Below are 18,255 nucleotides of genomic sequence, written 5' to 3'. Positions count from 1 at the left end.
CAGCCCTTTATTATAGCGGGCCGTTTTGCGCCGTCCGGCGCACGCATCGTTTCCCGGAACATCATCCATGGCCGATCACTTCCAGCTACGCCTCGTCGACAGCCGCATGCTGGCGCCCACCGTGCGCCACCTCGCCTTCGAGCGCGTGGATGGCCAGCCGCTGGCCTTCGTGCCGGGGCAATTCCTGCAGATCCACTTCCACTACGACGACGGCACGCCCACCAAGCGCAGCTACTCGGTGGCCACGGTGGGCGACGGTAGCTCGCCCGGCGTGCCCGTTGAAATCGGGCGCATCGAGATTGCGGTGAGCTACGTCGAAGGCGGCGCGGCCACCAAGCTGCTCGGCGAGCTGCCGATCGGCGGCACCGTCGATGCCAGCGGCCCCTATGGGCGCTTCTGCCTGCAGGCCGGCGACGTGCATCCGCGCTACCTGCTGCTTGCCACCGGCACCGGCGTGACGCCGTACCGCGCCATGCTGCCGCAGATCGAGAAGCTGCTGGCGCAGGGCGGCCGCGAAGTGGTGCTGCTCTATGGCGCGCGCAACGAAACCGAACTGCTCTACGGCGAGGAATTCGAGGCCTTCGCGCAAAGCCATCCCGGCTTCGTCTTCCATGGCTGCCTCAGCCGCCAGCCGCGCGCCGTGCCGCGTCCCTCGGATCGCAGCGGCCACGTGCAGGGCGTGCTGGCCGAACTCGCGCCCGACGCGACGCGCGACATCGCCTACCTTTGCGGCAACCCCAACATGGTCGATGCGGCGTTCAACGCGCTGAAGGAATTCGGCCTGCCGGTGCCGCAGATCCGGCGCGAGAAATACATCTCGTCGCGCTGACGGAACGACCTGACGGGGCGCCCGAAAGACACTCTGCCGTCGACCAGTTGGGTATTCGACTTTGGTCGAATACCGCGGCACCTGTGATGCACCTCACACCCGAAATGAGTACGGGCGAGCACTTTGCCGGACGTCGACGGCGGATGTGGCAAGCCTCCCCAGGTATGCATCTTCCCTCGGCCAGGACGGGGGGATTATGCAGGGCCGGTATTGCAAGACGGTCGTCTTGTCTATTGCGCTGATGGCATCGAGCGCATGGGCGGGCGAAGGAAGAATCGATTTCAGCGGCGCCATCAGGGCGCCGACCTGCGGGGCATTCGGTGGCTCCGGGGTCATGACGATCGGCAATCGCATGCCGGATCGCCCATTCACTTGCGCAGGCAGCATGCAGGTGACTGCTGCCGATCCATCCGCCTACCGGATTTCAGTGTTGCGCCTGGATGGAGCGACGGCGGCAGGCAATCCCCTGCTGCAGTACTTCGTCGACTACCACGCTTCCGCGGACATAGCCCGTGTGCAGATGGTGACGCGGGTTTACGAATAGGCGTTCACCGCCGACCAGGACCGTGGATGCCTGTCGGCATCAGAGCTGCGCGGTCTTGGTGGGGTGGCATGGAGTGTTGGTCGCGCTTGCCGGTGCATTTGCCGGGACGCATGTGAGTACATTCTTCCGGGGTGCGACGGCATTGCCGTTGGCGGGGATGCCGGTGGTGGTCGATGCTTTGCCCTGTGCATTCTGGGCGGGTATGGATGCCTTGTTGACAACGACCGCGCCCTTCGTCGGGTGCACCGGGGTCTGGGCGTGTGCCATGCCAGCAAATGCCATGGCCAGGGTCAGCGCGAAAATCTTGTTCATGGAATCTGCTCTCCGGATGCCGATGGCGAGTCGGGTGAGCCGTCACTCATCATGCGAGGAGCTTTGATGGTGTTCCGGCTTGGTCAGGATGACGGTGATGCTACTCGTACATGATCAGGAAGGTGGCGGACGCTGTCAGCGTGCCCGGGGTGACCGCAGCCGATTGCGTTTGATAGTACTGGGCCGTGTACGGGATGCTCATGGCTCCCGTGGTGGTCGTGCCGACCTGCGTCGGCGTGCCGAAGGTTACGGCGGTGTTCGAATAGAGCAGCTGCACGCCAACTCCGGCGCTGGTGCCGGCAGTGGGCGTCAGGACTCCCTGGATGCCGGAGGCGGTGCCGTTGTAGTCCATCTCGACATATACGGGTGCGCCGGACGCCGTGCTCGGGCAATTGAGATTGATGGAAAAAGGCGTGGCACCGGCCGTTGCACCAAGGCTGCCCAGCGCCGACGCACCTATGTCCGGCAGCGTGACGCTGATCGAACTGGTGGTGACGGTGCAGGTCGGGAAGGTGATGGTGGTCGAGTTGTTCAATGCAAAGGCAATGATCTGGACCGGGGTAATGGCTCCATTGGAACCCAATCCCTGGAATTGCCAGTAACCGAGCGTGCCAGCGTTGAGCACGCTGCCGCTGGCGATCGGCCCGGTCACCACGAGCTTCAATTGCGTGGTGACACTGAAAGTGACCGTGGTGTATCCGTTGGCGCAATTCCACGCGCCGCGTCGGTACGTGCAGCCATTTCCTCCGCCCGCATATGTATCCATGGACCATGGATCCAAATTGGCTCCGTTGCGGACGAGCTGGTAGGAAAGTCCGGCGACTCCGGTGGGAAAGGTGGTGCCGCTGGCAGGCGTGGCGCCAACATTGTTGAGTACTCCATAAGGCACATTGCCAGAGCAGTCGTATACCGGGGCCGGATTGGCCGCTATCAGGCCCGATGACCACAGCACGGTGCCGGCAGCCGGCATGGTGGTCAACGCGATCGTTGCCGGCGGACTGAAGGTGATGGCGCTCTGGGAGGCCGGAGAACTGCCGTCTTCCATGCAGCCCGCGGTTTGCGCGTGGACCCGGCCGATCGGAGCCAGCAGGGACACCAACAGCAACAGCAGCAATCCGCACCAACCGAGTTGCCGGTGTTGGCCGATGTGCGGATGCGACTGGGCGGCTTGGCTCATGACGGTTTCCGGGAGGTGTTGGTTTTTTTCCATGGAGACTCGTCCGCCGGTGGAGGCAGGTCGTGCGAATGGGCGGTGCAATGCTTCGTTCTTCACGGCGCATCTTTCGCGGCGGCGGTGGCCGACGGCATCGCACAGGTTACGCTGATTCCCTCGAGGCCGGCCTGCTTGCCCTTGCCCTGGTTCGGCGCCTTGTAGGGGAACGTGCAGGAGAGGTCGGCTCCGTTGTCGTCCTGCCAGCGCACGACCAGCGAGCCGGCCTCGCCGATGCCTCGCAGCAGGATCTGTCCGGCCTGGCCGACGAAGCCCACCGATGCGCCCTTGCTGTCGAATACTTCCGCGCCGAAGGGTGCCGGCTTGCCGTTGGCCATGCGGATGCGCGCGATCAGGGCGCGGCCGACCTTGCTCTTGAAGTTCAGCACCACCACCGCGCCGGCGTAAGGCGCCACCTCTGCACTGGTGGCATCCAGCTGCACGCCCAGCGGCATGCCCTGCGGGTCGAGCTGGACGGTGTCGAGCTGATAGGGCAGCACATACGGCACGAGCGCGTAGCCGGCGCTGTCCACGGCGAGACCCGGCGAGCTGAGAACGTGCGCACCGGCCGCACCGGGGGCATGCACGAGAGCGACCGTGTCGCCGGTCGACTGGCCAAAGGTGACGCCGCCCGCATGGATGACCACCGCCCCGCTGGCGCCGATGGAGGCCTGCGAATAGCCGTTGCCGTTGCCGGCGCTGGCATTGAACGCAGCGTAGGGGCTGTTGTAGCCGCCGTTCACGCTATAGGCACTGCCGGTATCGCTGCTGTTGTGCGAGACGGTGGCGCCATAGGAGAACTGGTTCCATTGCCCCAGCGTGCCGTTGAGGGAGGCTTGCTGTTCGCTGCCGTTTTGGGTGTCGTGATCGACGTTGAACGAAAGGGTGGGCGCGTGCGGGGTGTCGCCCAGCGGCAGGCTGGCGTTGAAGGCGACCTGGTTGTCGTAGCCGCCCAGCTGGGTGCGCCCGCGGCTCACGGAGATGCCGTAGGCAAGGCGCCCGAAGTGATTGTTGTAGCCCACCTGGAACTGCGAATTGTTGCCGTTGTGGTTCCAGTAGTCGTTGATCGACGCGTTGGCGTACAGCGAACCGCCGCGGCTCCCCAACTGCTGGTTGAGCGCCAGGGTGAAGCTGTTGCGCTGCTGCAGCAGGCCGGTGGCGGTGTAGACGTTGCTGCCGTTGTAGACGGTTCCGTTCAGTGCCGCGAGCTGGGCTGGCGAGAGCAGGCTCGACGTCGTCACGCCGTCGATGGTCAGCGGGTTGGTCAGCTGGTACTGCAGCGCATCCATGCCGTGGTTGGCATAGTCGCGTGCTGCCTCGGCATCGCTCAGGCTGAGGAAGCCGCCGGTGGAATAGCGGTCGGCGGCCACGGTGAACGTGGTGTTGCTTCCCGGAAAAACCTTGCTGTAGCTGATGCGGACGCTCTGGCCGTTGTAGGTGCCGTAGTGCGGAATGCTGGTGTGGGCCTGGGTCACGTCCAGCGCCAGCGCGCCGTAGCGCGTGTTCAGCGCGCCGCCGACCAGCGCCGAGGCGTAGCCGGCCGAACCCTGCACGCCGGCGTAGCCGGTGAGCAGGTTGCTGAAACCGTGCTGCACCACGCCCTGGATCACGCCGGGCTTGTCGTCCTGCAGGTCGGTGTTGCGCAGCTGGCCGGCGACGATGTCGAAGCGGGTGATGCCGGGGCGCAGCAGCTGAGGCACCGAAGCGTAGGGCACGGTGAAGCTGTGCTGGCGCCCGTCGGCTTCCGTGACGTTCACGATCAGGTCGCCGCCGTAGCCGGTGGGGTAGAGGTCGTTGATCACGAACGGACCGGGCGCCACGGTGGCCTGGTAGATCTGCATGCCGTTCTGGGTCACGGTGACCTTGGCATTGGTATAGGCCACGCCGTGCACCACCGGCGCGTATTCGCGCAGCGATTGCGGCAGCATGCGGTCGTCGGTGGCCAGCTGCACGCCGCGCACGCCGTAGCTGTTGAACACGGAGCCGTCGGTGTAGCTGTCGCCCACGGTCAGTTCCGCGCCCAGCTTGGGCAGCGCGCGCTGCACGTAGGTATCGATGTTCTGCCAGTGGCGCTGGCTTGGCTGGTTGCTGCCGGACTGCACGGTGATGGTGCTGTCCTGCCGGAACTGCCACAGGCCGATGTTGAGGCCCGAGCGCAGGTTGAGGTACGTGCTGGTCTGATCCTGCCCGTTGCTGGTGGCGTGGTAGGTGTTGAAGTTGTAGTTGAGCAGGAATGCCGGCACGCCCGCATCCCACGATGCCGGGTTGACCCAGCCGCGTGGCCGCTGGTTCATGTAAGCCTGCGGCACGCTGGCATCCAGGCGCAAGTCGGACATGTCGAAGGACATCGTGGCGCCGGGAATCAGGTCGCCCAGGCTCACGCACTCGGAGGGCGACGACAGTTTCTCCGCCGCTGCCGCTGCGGCATCGCTCTTGACGGGTACGAGGCCCATGCGATCGAACATCATGGCGCTGACGCAGGGCACACCGTTGGCATTCTTCGACGGTGCGGCGAAGCGCACGTCCATGCGGCCTACCCAGTTCTTGTTGAGGTAGACGTCGAGGTTGTAGATGCCGGGCAGCACGGGGTTGCCGTGCTCGAAGCGCGAGAGGTCGGAGATGTCGTGCCCGGCGCCGGCCAGCATGCTGCGATCGAAATTGGCAAGACCGCCGTCGGCGGCGCTGGGGTCGATGGCAGTGTTCGTAGCAGGCGTCGCAGCCGCCGCTGCAGCGGCGGCTGCCGCCGTAGCGGGCTGCGGCCAGGCTGCAACAACGGTCAGCGCCATGGCGCACGCCACCGCGAGCGCCGAAGGGCGCACGGTCGGGTGGCGAAGCATGGCGCGCTGCGAGATCACGGAGCCACGACGCCCTTGTGGGTGTCGACGGCGCCGAAGTCATTGATGGTGGCGTAGGTGATGGCCGTGCCGGCGCTCGGTGCCTGCTTCAGGCCCTTCAGCGTCAGTTGGAGGTCACCGAGCGGTGCCACCATGCCGCTGACGCCTTCGAGCGGCTTGCCGTCGGTACCGAACGCAACCGAGCCGATCGTGACGTAGTACGGCGTGGGGTTGCGTACGTCCAGCGTCGTGCCCTGCGCCGTGAAGCGCAGCTGGTCGGGAGCCTTCATCACATCGCCCGGCAGGCCGGCCGGGCGGTAGAACAGCTTCAGCCGCGACTGCATCGCGAACTGCAGATAGTTGCGCCCGGCGGTTTGCGCGCCAGTGGGCTTGGGCGGGACTTCCAGCACGTTCAGGTAGAACACCGACTCACGGTCGGTCGGCAGCGGCTGGGTGCCCTGGGTATAGATGATGCGCAGGTTCTGGTCCTTGTGCGATTCCATGCGGAACAGCGGCGGGGTGATCAGGAACGGCGCATTGGTATTGTCCGGCGTCGACTTGGTGTCGCCGGTGTCGATCCATGCCTCGACCAGCGCAGGATGGTCGGCTTGATTGGACAGGCGCACGGTGACCTCGCTCTGCTGAGCGGGGTACACCACGCGGGTACCAGTGATGACGACACTGGCATGGGCAGCGGCTGCGTACAGGGACAAAGTAGCCGTCACTGCACAGGCAGTGCCTATCAGACGTTTCATGGGATGCTCCGCTGCGCCAGGGGGTGGTCGCGTGCCCGCCACGCGCGTTTCAACGCGGGCGGGCCGGACCGTCATCGGACTTACTGGTAGTTGATGACGAAGTTCACGTTCGTCGAAACGGTGCCGCTCGACACCGACGCGGCGGTGGCGTAGTACTGCGCGGTGTAGTTCAGGTTGGCGGTAGCGCCGGTCAGCGTGGTCGGGTCGGTGACGCCCGTGTTGTTGCCCGGGACCTGGGCGGCAGTAGCGACCGGCACAGCAGCGCTGGCCGAGTCGAGCAGCTGCACGTCCACGCCGGTGACGCCGGTGTTCTTCAGCGTGCCGGTGGCGGTGTCAGCGTTCGAGGTGGAGTAGAACTGCGCGCCGACCTGGACACCCGACGGGGTGGTCGGGCAGCCGGTCAGGGCGATCGTGAACGGGGTGGCACCCGCCACGCTGCCGACGGCCGTGAAAGCGGTCGCGGGCTCGTCCGGCAGGGTGACGGTGCCGCCGTTGGTGCCGCCGTTGACGCTGGCAGCGCACGTGGCGTTCAGGATCTTGCCGTTGATGGTGACCGTGTTGGTGGCCGCATGCGAAGCCTGCGGGGCGAGAGCTGCGACGCCGAAACCGGCAATCAGCGCAGCGGAGAGCAGAGTCTTGTTCATGGGTGTTTCCTATTTAGGTTTCAGTTTGCAAACTGGTTCGACGCGCTGGTGGACAACGGTGGTCTTGTGGCGACACCACCCGACTGCAGCCTTGCGCGTGGCTGGTCGCCGGGTACTAAGCAAGCTGGATGCCAAACTGTGACCGAGATCACGATACTTGCACTGCCCTCTAGCCGTTGACCGGGGCAATACCTGCCCGACACGACGGATGTCGTATCTCTCCGTGGTTGGCCCCTGACAGATTATGGCAGTGAAAAGTGTGGTTTGCGTCACATGTCGACGCCGAATTTGGGTCCCAAAGTGCCCGGGCGGCCTGGATGCGGTCTTGGGCGCCTCCGTGTAAAGTACGCTTGACAGCCTGCGGGGGCAGGGCTACGCTGCGCATGTAAAGGTCGCTTTACATTCCAAAGGGGATATCCAAATGCGCACGCGTTTTGTCACGGTCAAGACCATGTTCCGCCTGCTGCTGGCGTCTTCGCTGCTTGCCGCCGGGGCCGCCAGCGCGGCTTCGGCGCCGGTGGCATCGGCCGGTCAGGTCGGCACGCTGAAGTTCGAACGCCATGGCGACCACGGTCGCCCGGTCATCCTGATTCCCGGCCTGGAAGGCGGCCCATGGGTCTGGCAGGACACCATCACCCGGCTGGAAAAGAATCACGTGGTCTATGCGGTGACCCTGGCGGGATTCGACGGCATGCCCGCGCCCGCCCAGAAGACCGGACTGATGGACCAGGCCGATGCTTCCCTGCTGGCGCTGATCGGCCAGCAGCATATCGACCACCCGGTGCTGGTGGGTCACAGCCTGGGCGGCACGCTGGCGCTGCGCTTCGCGGGCGAGCACGCAGCTCTGATTTCCGGCGCCGTGGCGGTGGACGGGCTGCCCATCTTTCCCGGCATGGAGAAGCTGGACGCCACGCAGCGCCAGACCATCGCCGGGCGCTTGCGCGAGCAGATGGCGGCGGCGACGCCGGCCCAGTTCCAGGCGGCGGCGTTGGGTTACATGCAGCACATCGGCGTGGTCGATCCCAAGCTGGCGGCACAATACGCGCCGATGAACGCGCGCAGCGACATCGCGGCCAGTGCGGAATACATGGCCGAGGACATGTCGTCCGACTATCGCCCGTTGCTCGCGCAGGCTCATGTGCCGGTCCTGGAGATCTCGCCGTACTACGCGCCGGATTTCGCCGCGGCTGCCGCGGCCAACAAGCAGCCGGTGATAAGCGAGGCGCAGAAGACCGCCTACTACCAGAGCCTGCTCGCGAATGCGCCACGGGCGAAGGTGGTGTCCATCTCGCCCGCGCGGCACTTCGTGATGCTCGACCAGCCGGCCAAGTTCCAGCAGGTGCTGGGCGATTTCCTTCAGGGGCTCTGAAGCCATGGCGATGAATCCCGTCCAGCGCCGCTACATGCGCGAATTCTGGCCGCCGATGCTGGCCTACATCCTGATCATGCTGCTGGTATGGCCGCTGGTCGACCATATGCAGAGCGTGTGGGGGCGTACCGCGCTGGCGCTGTTGCCCATACTGCCAGTGCTGATGGTGACGCGCGCGATGGTGCGCCTGGTGACGGGCAGCGACGAGCTGGAGCAGCGCATGAACCTGATCGGCCTGGCCATCGCCGGCACGGTGGTGGGCACGCTGTGCCTGGCCGGCGGCTTCCTGGTCGCCGCCAAGGTGGTTCGGCTGGACGGTACGGCGCTGATCTGGGTGTGGCCGGCGATGGTGGTGCTGCACACGCTGGGCCGCGGCTGGGCCGCACGCCGTTACGGCGGCGACTGGGCCATGGCATGCAGCAACGATGGCCTCGCCCGGCACTGGCAGTTGGCGATATGCGCGGCCGCATTCGGCCTGATCCTGCTGCTGGGCTGGGGCGTATTGAGTGACTGGCAGCGCGGGCTGCTCAGCGGCCTAACGGCGTCACTGACGATGGCCGCGCTGCTGTCGGCGATTTTCCGTCGCCGCAGGCTGGAGGATGAGGCATGAGCCGGCGCGACGGCGCGGCATGGACGCCGCTGCGCTGGCAGCTCCAAGGTTCTTTTGCGGGCCCGACGAGCCGGTATTCCGTATGAACAACCGCGTACGCGAATTGCGCGGCGAGCAGAGCTGGTCGCAAGCCGACCTCGCCGAGCGGCTGGACGTGTCGCGGCAGACGGTCAACGCCATCGAAACCGGCAAGTACGACCCCAGCCTGCCGCTGGCTTTCAAGATCGCAAAACTGTTTGGACGTCCGATCGAAGGGATCTTCGAGCCGGGCGATTGACTGAAGGGAGGGGACATGAAACTGAGTGGACGCACGATTTTCCGCATCGTCGTCGCGGTGGCGGCGGTGGGCTACCTGGCCTGGAACCAATGGCATGCGCAGCATGCGGGGACGGACGCGCCGGTGTCGCCGGCAACGACGTCGAATACCGTAGCCGATGCAAAACCTGCGCCGCCGCGCACGTGGCGGTTCGGCAAGCTCACGCTGACTGCTTGCCATCTCGGCCAGCCCAACAGCGGCCTGAGCACCGAGGCGTGGTGCGGCGCGCTGGAGGTGCCGGAAAACCGTGCCGATCCGCAAGGCCGGAAAATCACGCTGAAGCTGGCGGTGCTGCGTTCGAGCGCACAGGTGGCCAGACCCGACATGCTGGCCTTTCTCGCCGGCGGCCCGGGGCAGGCTGCCACCGACTACGCCGGCCCGATCGATGGAATGCTGCAGCCGCTGCGCGCGCATCGCGACATCCTGCTGCTGGATCAGCGCGGTGTCGGCGGTTCGAACGCGCTGGACTGCAAGACCGACGGCAAGACGGATGCCGACGATGCCGCGGGCTTCGATCCCGACAAGCTGCGCGCGGATGCGGAGGCCTGCCTGAAGCAGGTCGAGACGCATGCCGACCCGCGCTACTACACCACCACCGATGCGGTGCAGGATCTGGATGACGTGCGTCGCGCGCTGGGGGTATCGCAGTTCGACCTGGTCGGCGTTTCCTACGGTACGCGCGTGGCGCAGCAGTACGTGCGGCATCACCCCGATGCGGTGCGCAGCGTGGTGCTGGACAGCACGGTGCCGAACAGCGTGGTACTGGGCGAGGATTTCGCGCAGAACCTCGACGATGCGCTCAAGGCGCAGTTCGCGCGCTGCGACACCGATGCGGCCTGCAAGCGGCGCTTCGGCGCGCCGTACCAGACGCTGATCCAGCTGCGCGATGCGCTGCGTGCGAATCCGCATCCGGTCAGCTTCCGCGACCCGCAGAGCTACCAGACCGTGCAGCGCATGCTGGACGAGGATTCGCTGGTCAGCGTGGTGCGCATGTTCGCCTACACGCCGGCCACCGCCGCGTTGCTGCCGCTCTCCATCGACGCGGCGGCGCACGGCGACGTGGGGCCGCTGCTGGGGCAGGCCAAGCTGCTCACCGTGGACATGGCCGACCTCGCCGGCAGCGGCATGTCGTACTCGGTCATCTGCAGCGAGGACGCCGATCTGCTCACGAACCGTCCGCAGGACGCCGACACCCTGCTCGGCACGCACATGGTCGATGCCTACAAGGCGATCTGTTCGGCGTGGCCGAAGGGCACGCGGCCGGCGGATTTCCACCAGCCGCTCGAAACCGACAAACCCGTGCTGCTGCTCGCCGGCCAGTACGACCCGGTGACGCCGCCGCGCTACGCCGAGGAGGTGGCGAAGGCGCTGCCGAATGCACGCGTGCTGCTGTTCAAGGGGCAGGGCCACAGCGTGCTGGCGACGGGTTGCGGGCCGAAGCTGGTACAGCATTTCGTCGAGAAGCTCGATCCGAAGACGATGGATACGAGTTGCCTCGACCGCCTGCAGCAAGAGCCCTTCTTCATCGACTTCAACGGAGCTACGCCATGAGAAAGCCAAACGTGCTTGCAAACGCCGGGCTTCTGGCCGCGGCTTTCGTCACCGCCGCCGTGCTTGATGCGCCGCATGTCACCAGCCAGATCCTGCTGCCGCTGCTGGTTGCGTTTTCCGTGTTCTCCACCAGGCGGAACGCCTGTTTCAAGCGGGGTGCGCAGCCGTGATCGAAGTCAGGAATCTGTACAAGGCGTTCGGCGCCGTGAAAGCCGTGGACGGCGTCGGCTTCACCGCGCGCGACGGCGAGATCACCGGACTGCTCGGCCCCAACGGCGCGGGCAAGACCACCACGCTGCGCATGCTCTACACATTGATGCAGCCCGACAGCGGCCAGGTGCTGGTGGACGGCGTCGATGCCGCAGCCGAACCGCTGGCGGTGCGCCGCTCGCTGGGCGTGCTGCCGGACGCGCGCGGCCTGTACAAGCGGCTCACCGCGCGCGAGAACATCGAATACTTCGCGCGCCTGCATGGCCTCGACGAAGCCACGCTGCGCTCGCGGCACGACGCGTTGGTCGATGCGCTGGAAATGCGCGACATCCTCGACCGCCGCACCGAAGGTTTCTCGCAAGGCCAGCGCGTGAAGACGGCGATCGCCCGTGCGCTGATCCACGATCCGCGCAACGTCATCCTCGACGAACCCACCAACGGGCTCGACGTGATGGCCACGCGCGGCCTGCGCCGCTTCATGCAGCAATTGAAGGCGGAAGGCCGCTGCGTGCTGTTTTCCAGCCACATCATGCAAGAGGTGGCGGCGCTGTGCGACCGCATCGTGGTGATCGCGCACGGCCGCGTGGTGGCTGACGAAACGCCCGATGCGCTGCGCGCCCAAACCGGCGAAACCAACCTGGAGGATGCCTTCGTGAAGATCATCGGGACCGACGAGGGCCTCGCCGCATGAATACCGTCGCCACGAAAGCGCGCCGCGCCAGCGCGACGCTCACCGTATTCCTCAAGGAAGTGCGCGAGAACCTGCGCGACCGGCGCACCATATTGAGCGCGTTCATCACCGGACCGTTGCTGGGCCCGCTGCTGTTCGTGATGCTCATCAACGTGCAGGTCAACCAGCAACTGGACAAGGCCGACAAGCCGCTGCACGTGCCGGTGATCGGTGCGCAGTACGCGCCGCACCTGATCGATGCGTTGAAGGAAGGCGGCGTCGTGCCCGATGCGGCGGTGGCCGACCCGGGCCAGGCCGTGGTCAAGCAGGATGCCGATGTCGCGCTGCGCATCGGCGCCCATTACGGCGAGGCCTGGCGCAAGGGCGAGCCGGTGCAGGTGGAAGTGTTCTACGACTCCTCGCGGCGGGACACCGACAGCGCGGTGGAGCGCGTGCAGAAGCTGGTGGAAACCTATGCGCGCCAGCAGGGCGCGATGCGGCTAGTGGCACGCGGCCTGTCGCCGGGCACGGCGTGGCCGGTGCAGGTGGCCACGCGCGACCAGGCCACGCCGCAATCGCGTGCGGTGCTGATGTTCGCCATGCTGCCGTACTTCTTCGTGATCACCCTGTTCATGGGCGGCATGCCGCTGGCCATCGACCTTACCGCCGGCGAGCGCGAGCGGCAGTCGCTGGAGCCGCTGTTCGCCAATCCGGTGGTGCGTCGGAAGATCCTGACCGGCAAGCTCGCGGCGATCTGCGCGTTCTCGTTCGCCAGCCTGGCCATCACCCTGCTCGCATTCGCGGTGGTGGGACAGTTCATCCCCGCCGAGAAGCTGGGTATGGAGCTGGATCTTGGCTGGCACTTCGCCGGCATCGTGCTGTTGCTGATGCTGCCGCTGGTGCTGCTGCTGGCTTCGCTGCAAACGCTGGTGGCCGCGTTCGCCAAGAGCTACCGCGAAGCGCAGACCTACATCTCGCTGTTGATGATGGTGCCGCTAATCCCGAGTGCGCTGTTGGCCTTCCTGCCGGTCAAGCCGTTGCCATGGATGTACATGGTGCCCCTGCTGGGCCAGAACCTCGGCATCATGCAGCAGCTGCGCGGCGAAGGCATTTCGATGGAGCAGCTCGGGCTGTGCCTCGCCGGCACGCTGGCGGCGGCGCTGGTGGTGATCGGCATCACCGCGCAGCAGTACCGTTCCGAGCGGCTGGCGATTTCGGGCTGAGAGCGCCTGATTCGCGGCGTGTGGTGCTGGCCGGCCGGCGGATGGATCCGCGGCCGGCTCAGTGCGCGGTATCCGGCTGGTCGGTCGGCGCCGGTTGCGTGGCGTTGTCCAGCGGCTTGAGAACGCCCACGGTGACCGTGCCATGCAAGTCGTCGAAATCGTTGTCGGCGCGGTCCTGCAGGGTCTTGACCACGCTGAAGGCCGATTGCGGATAGGGCGTGAAACCGGAGATATAGGTGATGCCGCCGCTTTCCGACGCAGCGTAGAGCGGGCCGATGGCCCGGTTGTAGCGGCGGATGGCACGCGGAGCGGCAATCTTGTCGCCGTATTTGGGAAGCAAGGTCTTCCACAGATCGCTGGCGGCCGCGCGCTCCTGGGGCGAGCTTTGCAGATAGGCCGTGGTGTAGGCCTGCTGGAAATCCGGTTTCTTTCTTTCGGCGGCCAGTGCCAGCCACGCGAGGCCGAGGGAACGGTTTTCCGGTATGCCGGGAATATCTCCCTGGAAATAGACCAGGCCCAGTTCGTACTGGGCATTCTTGTTGGCCCAGTAGGCGGCCTCGCGCAGCATTTCCAGGAACGAGCCGTAATGCTGTCTCTGCAAGTGGTAGGCCGCGCGGCACGCGTAATAGTCGCCCGGGAAAAAGCTCTCCAGCCCTTGCAGGCAGTACTCGATTTTTTCCGTTCCGTCCTGGGCGGGTGTGTCCGGCGAGGTTGGGGTCGCTGCCGCTGCGGGTCGGATAGCGAAGGCCATCGCGGCCAGCAGTGTGGCCGTCAACACATGGCGGATCCGTTTTTTCATGGCGACTCTGGCGGGCGGGTGTCGAAGGAGACAAACGGCGGAAATGGCGTGCGGTTGACGATGCTGCCTGCTATGCCGCGCCGATTGAGCTATCGCCTGGGTCCGGGCGACGCGCATGCGCCGTCCGGGTATCGCCTCCGCAGCCGGTCATGGAGCGGCGTGGCGCAGCACCCACTGCGCCGCTGCCTGCGGATGTTCGAGCTGCAGGTGATGGCCACCGTCCATATGTTCGACGGCGATGCGTGGCACGCAGGCGGCACGCGCCTGCATCTGCGTGGCGGGTAGGTAGGGCGTGGCAGGTTGCGAAAGCAGCAGCGCGGCAGGCGCTTCGATGCCGGCGAGCAGGGCATGGATCTGCGCTTCGGCCAGCCGGATCGCGGTGGGACGGGTGAGTCGCGGATCGCTGCGCCATTGCCATCCGCCGTCGGCTTGGCGCAGGGCGCGTTCGATGATGGGGCGCGCGAGCCCCGCGTCGAGTCCGCTGGCGATGGCTCGGGCACTCGCGGCCTGTTCGATGTCGCGGAACATGCGCAGCGCCTTGCCGTTGGCCGGCGGTGCGGCCAGCGCATCGCGGTAGCGCTGCAGCGTGTGTGTTCCGTCATCGCCCAGCGGGCCCAGCCCTTCGATCAGGTGCAGCCGTTGGATGCGCGCGGGTGCCGCGGCGGCCACCAGCGAAGCGATGCCGGCGCCCAGCGAGTGGCCGAGCAGGCTGCAGCGCGGTAGCTCCAGCGCATCGAGCGCGCCCAGCGCGGCACGTACATGGTCGAGGTAGTGGTAGCTGGCACCGGCAGGCAGGTGATCGGAGTGGCCGTGCCCGGGCAGGTCCAGCGCGATCACGCGGTACCGTGCTGCGAGCAGTGGCGCCAGCGTGGCGAAGCTGCCGGCGTTGTCCAGCCAGCCGTGCAGCGCGAGCAGCGGCGGCGCCGACGCGTCGCCCCATTCCAGCGCGGCGAGCGTGAGCCAGGGAAGCGCAATGCGCCGTTCGCTTGGCGCGTTCATGGGTCTTCGGTGCCGTCCACGCGCGGCCAGCCCTGCAGGTGGCGGCGCGCGAGCGCGGCGAGGCTGCGCACCTGTCCCGCGCCGTCGTTGAGCGCGGGAATGTAGCGCAGGCTCTCGCCGCCGGCGGCGGCGAAGAAATCGCGGTTCTGCATGGCGATCTCTTCCAGCGTTTCCAGGCAATCCACCGCGAAGCCGGGGCAGGCCACATCGAGCTTGCGCACGCCTTCGCCAGCGAGGCGGCGCACAGTGGCGTCGGTGTAGGGTTCCAGCCAGCGTTCGCGTCCCACGCGCGACTGGAAGCTCAGCAGCAGTTGCGATTCGTCCAACTGCAGCCGTTCGCGCAGCAGGCGCGCGGTGATGCGGCATTGCTCGGCATACGGATCGCCGAGGTCCGCATAGCGTTCGGGTATGCCGTGGAAGGAGAGCAGCAGCCGGTCGCCGCGGCCGTGTTCGGCCCACCAGTCTTCGATGCTTGCGGCCAGCGCCTCGATGTGGCCGGGATCGTCGTGGTAGTCGTTGACGAAGCGCAGCTCGGGCGGCCAGCGCAGCGACTGCATCGCGTCGGCCACGGCGTCGATCACCGAGCCGGTGGAGGTGGCGGAGTACTGCGGATACAGCGGCAGCACCAGCAGGCGACGCACGCCTTCGCGCTGCAGTCGCGCGATGGTCTGCGACACCGACGGTTCGCCGTAGCGCATCGCCAGCACCACGCGCACGTGCGCTCCCAGTTCGGCCTGCAATGCCTTCGCCAGCGCCTCGCTGTGCCAGCGCAGCGGCGACCCCTGCGTATCCCAGATGCGTGCGTAGGCATGTGCGGAGCGTCGCGGGCGCACGCGCAGGATCACGCCATGCAGGATCGGCCACCACTTCCAGCGCGGGTAGTCGATCACGCGCGGATCGGACAGGAATTCGGCGAGCCAGGGCCGCAGCGCTTTTGCCGTGGGCGCGGCCGGCGTGCCGAGATTCACCAGCAGAACGGCAGTCTGAACGGATGCCGCAGCGCCAAGGGCGGAATGGCTTGCGGGGCCGGTATAGTGGTCGTGGCTGGGCATTGTGATGCTGGCGACAAAACTGCCGCGAGTCTGCCACAAGCGCCCCTTCTCCACCCCACGACGGAGCTGCCCATGTTCAAGAAGACATCTCTGTACCGCTTCATGCTGCTCGGCGCGGCGCTGCTGCTGCCGGCAATGGCCGTCCATGCCGACGACGATTCCCCGCAGGCGCGCGCGCAGAGTGCGGTGCGCGTGCTGAGCGAGATCGAGCAGGCGCCGGACAAGTCCATTCCCAGCGACCTGCTCAAGGACGCCAGGGCGATCGCGGTCATCCCTGACGTGCTGAAGGTCGGCTTCGTGTTCGGCGGCCGCCGCGGCGAGGGCCTGGTCTCGGTGAAGAACCCGGACGGCACCTGGTCCAATCCCAGCTTCATTTCCTTCGGCGGCGGCAGCGTGGGCTTCCAGATCGGCGTGTCGTCCACCGACGTGATCCTGGTGTTCCGTACGCAGCGCGGCGTGGATTCGATCGTCAACGGCAAATTCACCGTCGGCGCCGACGCCAGTGCGGCGGCCGGCCCGGTGGGTCGCACCGCCTCGGCGGCCACCGACCAGCAGCTGAAGGCGGAGATCTATTCTTACTCGCGCGCCCGCGGGCTGTTCGCCGGCGTGGCGCTGGACGGCTCGGTGCTGAAGATCGACCAGGACGCCAATGCGGCGGCGTACGGCGCCGGCATCACGCCGCGTCGCATCTTCGAGGGCGGCGTGAACAATGTGCCGCCGTACGTGACGAAGTTCCGCGACACGCTGGAGGAGTACACTTCCCGCTGACCGCCTTGTGCGAAGATCGGCGGTTCGCGGGCGGAGCCGTTTCCGCCCCGGGTCGCCTCGAGGAACATCATGGGTTTTGACAGCATCTGGCATTGGCTCCTGCTCCTGGTCATCGTGCTGCTGATCTTCGGTACCAAGAAGCTCGGCAACGTGGGCTCGGATCTCGGCAACGCCGTGCGCGGCTTCAAGAAGGCCATGCACGGCGACGAGAGCGAGAAGGAAAAGACCAAGGAACAGTTGCGCGCCGACCCGCCGGCTTCGGCGGGTACCAGCACGCAGGACCAGCGCGACTCGCACGAGTCGAAGTAAGAACCCGTCCGGAGTCTCGGTGCGATGATCGAGATCAGCTTCGGCAAGCTGGTGCTGCTCGCGCTCGTCGCGCTGATCGTGCTTGGCCCCGAGAAACTGCCCGGCGCGGCGCGTACCGCGGGTGCCCTGCTGCGCCGCGTACGCAACGGCTGGGACAGTGTGCGTGCCGAAGTGGAGCGCGAGCTGGAAGTGGAAGAGATCAAGCGCACCGCCCGCGAAGCCGCCGCGCGCGCCGAGGCTGCGCAGAACGAGTTCAAGGAAAGCATGCAGCAGGTGCGGCAGCCGGTGGAGGAAGCGGCGGAAACGCTGAAGTCCGCGGCCGCGCCGGCGCCGGCCATCGAGGAAAGCCGCTCCGAGGCGCAGCAGTCCTTGCCGCTGGGCGAGCCCCCGGCAACCACGGAAGCGAAGGAGCCGGCGCATGGCGGCCACTGAGCCCGACGATCTTGGCGACGACCTGCAGCAGGGCCTGTTCTCGCACCTGATCGAGCTGCGCTCCCGCCTGCTCAAGGCGGTCGTCGCCGTGCTGGTGGTGCTGGTGGCGCTGGTGCCGTTCGCCAACCGGCTGTATTCGGAGCTGGCCGCGCCGCTGGTGGCGCGCCTGCCGCAGGGTGCGCACCTGATCGCCACCGAAGTGGCCAGCCCCTTCGTCACACCGCTGAAGCTGGCGTTCTACGCCGCGCTGTTCATCAGCATGCCGGTGATCCTCTACCAGCTCTGGGCTTTCGTCAGCCCCGGCCTGTACAAGCACGAGAAGCGTCTGGCGCGGCCGCTGCTGGTCGCCACCCTGGTGCTGTTCTATTGCGGCTGCGCGTTCGCGTATTTCCTGGTGCTGCCGGCGGCGTTCCGCTTCCTCACCGCGGTGACGCCCGCGGGCGTGGAGATGATGACCGACATCACGCACTACCTCGATTTCGTGATGCTGATGTTCTTTGCCTTCGGCCTGTGTTTCGAAGTACCGGTGGCGGTGGTGATCCTCGCTGCGGTGGGCCTTGTCGACATCGCCAAGCTGCGCAATGCGCGGCGCTACGCCATCGTGGGCGCGTTCGCGGTGGCCGCGCTGATCACGCCGCCGGACATCACCTCGATGGTCATGCTGGCGATACCGATGTGCCTGCTCTACGAGCTGGGCATCCTGGCGGTGCGCTGGCTGCTGCCGAAGAAAGCGTCGGACTGAGTCCTTCGCTTGGCAAGCTCTGCTTCTGCTCGTCATCCCAGCGGAGGCTGGGATCCAGCGGCGTTGACGCTCGCCCA

At 66.6% G+C, this 18,255-nt stretch carries 21 protein-coding genes; 13 read left to right on the top strand and 8 right to left on the bottom strand.

The genetic code is table 11. The annotated features are described in order from the left end of the window. The first annotated feature begins 67 nt into the window (after positions 1-67). On the top strand, positions 68-829 hold the full coding sequence (locus IHE46_RS02150) for an FAD-binding oxidoreductase (RefSeq protein ID WP_192162949.1): 762 nt from the start codon (positions 68-70) through the stop codon (positions 827-829). 226 nt (positions 830-1,055) lie between these two features. Continuing rightward, entirely contained in the window at positions 1,056-1,373 is a 318-nt protein-coding gene (locus tag IHE46_RS02145) for a hypothetical protein (RefSeq protein WP_192162948.1), read from the top strand. A 39-nt stretch (positions 1,374-1,412) separates the two neighbouring features. Here IHE46_RS02145 and IHE46_RS02140 read toward each other — a convergent pair whose 3' ends face one another. The 5 genes from IHE46_RS02140 to IHE46_RS02120 all read right to left on the bottom strand — a co-directional run bounded on the left by IHE46_RS02140 (position 1,413) and on the right by IHE46_RS02120 (position 7,128). Then, positions 1,413-1,685: a hypothetical protein gene (locus tag IHE46_RS02140; protein ID WP_192162947.1), complete on the bottom strand. Its 273-nt coding sequence runs from the start codon at positions 1,683-1,685 to the stop codon at positions 1,413-1,415. A 100-nt stretch (positions 1,686-1,785) separates the two neighbouring features. Further along, positions 1,786-2,895 carry a fimbrial protein gene (locus IHE46_RS02135; RefSeq protein WP_192162946.1) on the bottom strand — a complete coding sequence of 370 codons (1,110 nt, stop codon included), beginning with the start codon at positions 2,893-2,895 and terminating at the stop codon, positions 1,786-1,788. 59 nt (positions 2,896-2,954) lie between these two features. Next, positions 2,955-5,732, bottom strand: a complete 2,778-nt coding sequence (locus tag IHE46_RS02130) for a fimbria/pilus outer membrane usher protein (protein ID WP_225562719.1) — start codon at positions 5,730-5,732, stop codon at positions 2,955-2,957. A 14-nt stretch (positions 5,733-5,746) separates the two neighbouring features. Beyond that, the gene (locus tag IHE46_RS02125) at positions 5,747-6,484 is read right to left on the bottom strand and encodes a fimbria/pilus periplasmic chaperone (RefSeq protein WP_192162945.1); all 738 of its coding nucleotides are present in this window, start codon (positions 6,482-6,484) and stop codon (positions 5,747-5,749) included. Positions 6,485-6,564: 80 nt separating this feature from the next. Next, positions 6,565-7,128, bottom strand: coding sequence for a fimbrial protein (locus IHE46_RS02120; RefSeq protein WP_192162944.1), 564 nt, complete (start codon positions 7,126-7,128; stop codon positions 6,565-6,567). A gap of 421 nt (positions 7,129-7,549) precedes the next feature. Between IHE46_RS02120 and IHE46_RS02115 the strand changes: the two genes are divergently transcribed. The 7 genes from IHE46_RS02115 (at position 7,550) to IHE46_RS02085 (ending at position 13,077) form a co-directional block, all read left to right on the top strand. Continuing rightward, entirely contained in the window at positions 7,550-8,497 is a 948-nt protein-coding gene (locus IHE46_RS02115; protein WP_225562718.1) for an alpha/beta hydrolase, read from the top strand. 10 nt (positions 8,498-8,507) lie between these two features. After that, positions 8,508-9,107: a hypothetical protein gene (locus IHE46_RS02110; RefSeq protein ID WP_192162943.1), complete on the top strand. Its 600-nt coding sequence runs from the start codon at positions 8,508-8,510 to the stop codon at positions 9,105-9,107. A gap of 82 nt (positions 9,108-9,189) precedes the next feature. Continuing rightward, the gene (locus tag IHE46_RS02105; RefSeq protein ID WP_192162942.1) at positions 9,190-9,384 is read left to right on the top strand and encodes a helix-turn-helix transcriptional regulator; all 195 of its coding nucleotides are present in this window, start codon (positions 9,190-9,192) and stop codon (positions 9,382-9,384) included. Between the two features lie 15 nt (positions 9,385-9,399). Continuing rightward, a complete protein-coding gene (locus IHE46_RS02100) occupies positions 9,400-10,974 on the top strand; it encodes an alpha/beta hydrolase (RefSeq protein ID WP_192162941.1) in 1,575 nt (524 codons plus the stop codon). An 11-nt stretch (positions 10,975-10,985) separates the two neighbouring features. After that, positions 10,986-11,144: a hypothetical protein gene (locus IHE46_RS02095; RefSeq protein WP_192162940.1), complete on the top strand. Its 159-nt coding sequence runs from the start codon at positions 10,986-10,988 to the stop codon at positions 11,142-11,144. Continuing rightward, the gene (locus IHE46_RS02090) at positions 11,141-11,875 is read left to right on the top strand and encodes an ATP-binding cassette domain-containing protein (protein ID WP_192162939.1); all 735 of its coding nucleotides are present in this window, start codon (positions 11,141-11,143) and stop codon (positions 11,873-11,875) included. Before IHE46_RS02095 ends, IHE46_RS02090 begins: the two co-directional genes overlap by 4 nt. Next, positions 11,872-13,077 (top strand): ABC transporter permease, encoded by a 1,206-nt coding sequence (locus tag IHE46_RS02085; protein WP_192162938.1) that lies wholly within the window; start codon positions 11,872-11,874, stop codon positions 13,075-13,077. Before IHE46_RS02090 ends, IHE46_RS02085 begins: the two co-directional genes overlap by 4 nt. A 58-nt stretch (positions 13,078-13,135) precedes the next feature. On the opposite strand, the gene IHE46_RS02080 is transcribed toward IHE46_RS02085, so the two are convergent. Genes IHE46_RS02080 through hemH form a run of 3 tightly spaced genes read right to left on the bottom strand, consistent with a single transcriptional unit; the run spans position 13,136 to position 15,927 of the window. Continuing rightward, on the bottom strand, positions 13,136-13,993 hold the full coding sequence (locus IHE46_RS02080) for a hypothetical protein (protein WP_192162937.1): 858 nt from the start codon (positions 13,991-13,993) through the stop codon (positions 13,136-13,138). 30 nt (positions 13,994-14,023) lie between these two features. Then, positions 14,024-14,875 carry an alpha/beta fold hydrolase gene (locus IHE46_RS02075; protein ID WP_192162936.1) on the bottom strand — a complete coding sequence of 284 codons (852 nt, stop codon included), beginning with the start codon at positions 14,873-14,875 and terminating at the stop codon, positions 14,024-14,026. After that, positions 14,872-15,927, bottom strand: a complete 1,056-nt coding sequence (gene hemH / locus IHE46_RS02070) for a ferrochelatase (RefSeq protein WP_192163128.1) — start codon at positions 15,925-15,927, stop codon at positions 14,872-14,874. Before hemH ends, IHE46_RS02075 begins: the two co-directional genes overlap by 4 nt. A gap of 72 nt (positions 15,928-15,999) precedes the next feature. On the opposite strand from hemH, the gene IHE46_RS02065 reads away from it, so the two are divergent. The 4 genes from IHE46_RS02065 to tatC all read left to right on the top strand — a co-directional run bounded on the left by IHE46_RS02065 (position 16,000) and on the right by tatC (position 18,178). After that, positions 16,000-16,695, top strand: a complete 696-nt coding sequence (locus IHE46_RS02065) for a lipid-binding SYLF domain-containing protein (RefSeq protein WP_192162935.1) — start codon at positions 16,000-16,002, stop codon at positions 16,693-16,695. A gap of 69 nt (positions 16,696-16,764) precedes the next feature. Beyond that, positions 16,765-17,004 (top strand): Sec-independent protein translocase subunit TatA, encoded by a 240-nt coding sequence (gene tatA, locus IHE46_RS02060; protein WP_192162934.1) that lies wholly within the window; start codon positions 16,765-16,767, stop codon positions 17,002-17,004. A gap of 24 nt (positions 17,005-17,028) precedes the next feature. Further along, a complete protein-coding gene (gene tatB, locus IHE46_RS02055; protein WP_192162933.1) occupies positions 17,029-17,436 on the top strand; it encodes a Sec-independent protein translocase protein TatB in 408 nt (135 codons plus the stop codon). Beyond that, positions 17,423-18,178 (top strand): twin-arginine translocase subunit TatC, encoded by a 756-nt coding sequence (gene tatC, locus IHE46_RS02050; RefSeq protein ID WP_192162932.1) that lies wholly within the window; start codon positions 17,423-17,425, stop codon positions 18,176-18,178. The genes tatB and tatC overlap by 14 nt, the downstream gene beginning before the upstream one ends. Positions 18,179-18,255: the final 77 nt, after the last annotated feature.

The organism is Rhodanobacter sp. DHG33, from assembly GCF_014843005.1.
GTDB lineage: Bacteria > Pseudomonadota > Gammaproteobacteria > Xanthomonadales > Rhodanobacteraceae > Rhodanobacter_A.
This window is presented reverse-complemented; position numbering and strand designations above follow the sequence as displayed.

Bases quoted from the DNA above. Each gene is read 5' to 3' on its own strand.
- IHE46_RS02150 (WP_192162949.1), top strand. From the start codon at position 68: ATGGCCGATCACTTCCAGCTACGCCTCGTCGACAGCCGCATGCTGGCG.
- IHE46_RS02140 (WP_192162947.1), bottom strand. From the start codon at position 1,685: ATGAACAAGATTTTCGCGCTGACCCTGGCCATGGCATTTGCTGGCATG.
- IHE46_RS02135 (WP_192162946.1), bottom strand. From the start codon at position 2,895: ATGGAAAAAAACCAACACCTCCCGGAAACCGTCATGAGCCAAGCCGCC.
- IHE46_RS02130 (WP_225562719.1), bottom strand. From the start codon at position 5,732: ATGCTTCGCCACCCGACCGTGCGCCCTTCGGCGCTCGCGGTGGCGTGC.
- IHE46_RS02125 (WP_192162945.1), bottom strand. From the start codon at position 6,484: ATGAAACGTCTGATAGGCACTGCCTGTGCAGTGACGGCTACTTTGTCC.
- IHE46_RS02120 (WP_192162944.1), bottom strand. From the start codon at position 7,128: ATGAACAAGACTCTGCTCTCCGCTGCGCTGATTGCCGGTTTCGGCGTC.
- IHE46_RS02115 (WP_225562718.1), top strand. From the start codon at position 7,550: ATGCGCACGCGTTTTGTCACGGTCAAGACCATGTTCCGCCTGCTGCTG.
- IHE46_RS02110 (WP_192162943.1), top strand. From the start codon at position 8,508: ATGAATCCCGTCCAGCGCCGCTACATGCGCGAATTCTGGCCGCCGATG.
- IHE46_RS02105 (WP_192162942.1), top strand. From the start codon at position 9,190: ATGAACAACCGCGTACGCGAATTGCGCGGCGAGCAGAGCTGGTCGCAA.
- IHE46_RS02100 (WP_192162941.1), top strand. From the start codon at position 9,400: ATGAAACTGAGTGGACGCACGATTTTCCGCATCGTCGTCGCGGTGGCG.
- IHE46_RS02085 (WP_192162938.1), top strand. From the start codon at position 11,872: ATGAATACCGTCGCCACGAAAGCGCGCCGCGCCAGCGCGACGCTCACC.
- IHE46_RS02080 (WP_192162937.1), bottom strand. From the start codon at position 13,993: ATGCGCGTCGCCCGGACCCAGGCGATAGCTCAATCGGCGCGGCATAGC.
- IHE46_RS02075 (WP_192162936.1), bottom strand. From the start codon at position 14,875: ATGAACGCGCCAAGCGAACGGCGCATTGCGCTTCCCTGGCTCACGCTC.
- hemH (WP_192163128.1), bottom strand. From the start codon at position 15,927: ATGCCCAGCCACGACCACTATACCGGCCCCGCAAGCCATTCCGCCCTT.
- IHE46_RS02065 (WP_192162935.1), top strand. From the start codon at position 16,000: ATGTTCAAGAAGACATCTCTGTACCGCTTCATGCTGCTCGGCGCGGCG.
- tatA (WP_192162934.1), top strand. From the start codon at position 16,765: ATGGGTTTTGACAGCATCTGGCATTGGCTCCTGCTCCTGGTCATCGTG.
- tatB (WP_192162933.1), top strand. From the start codon at position 17,029: ATGATCGAGATCAGCTTCGGCAAGCTGGTGCTGCTCGCGCTCGTCGCG.
- tatC (WP_192162932.1), top strand. From the start codon at position 17,423: ATGGCGGCCACTGAGCCCGACGATCTTGGCGACGACCTGCAGCAGGGC.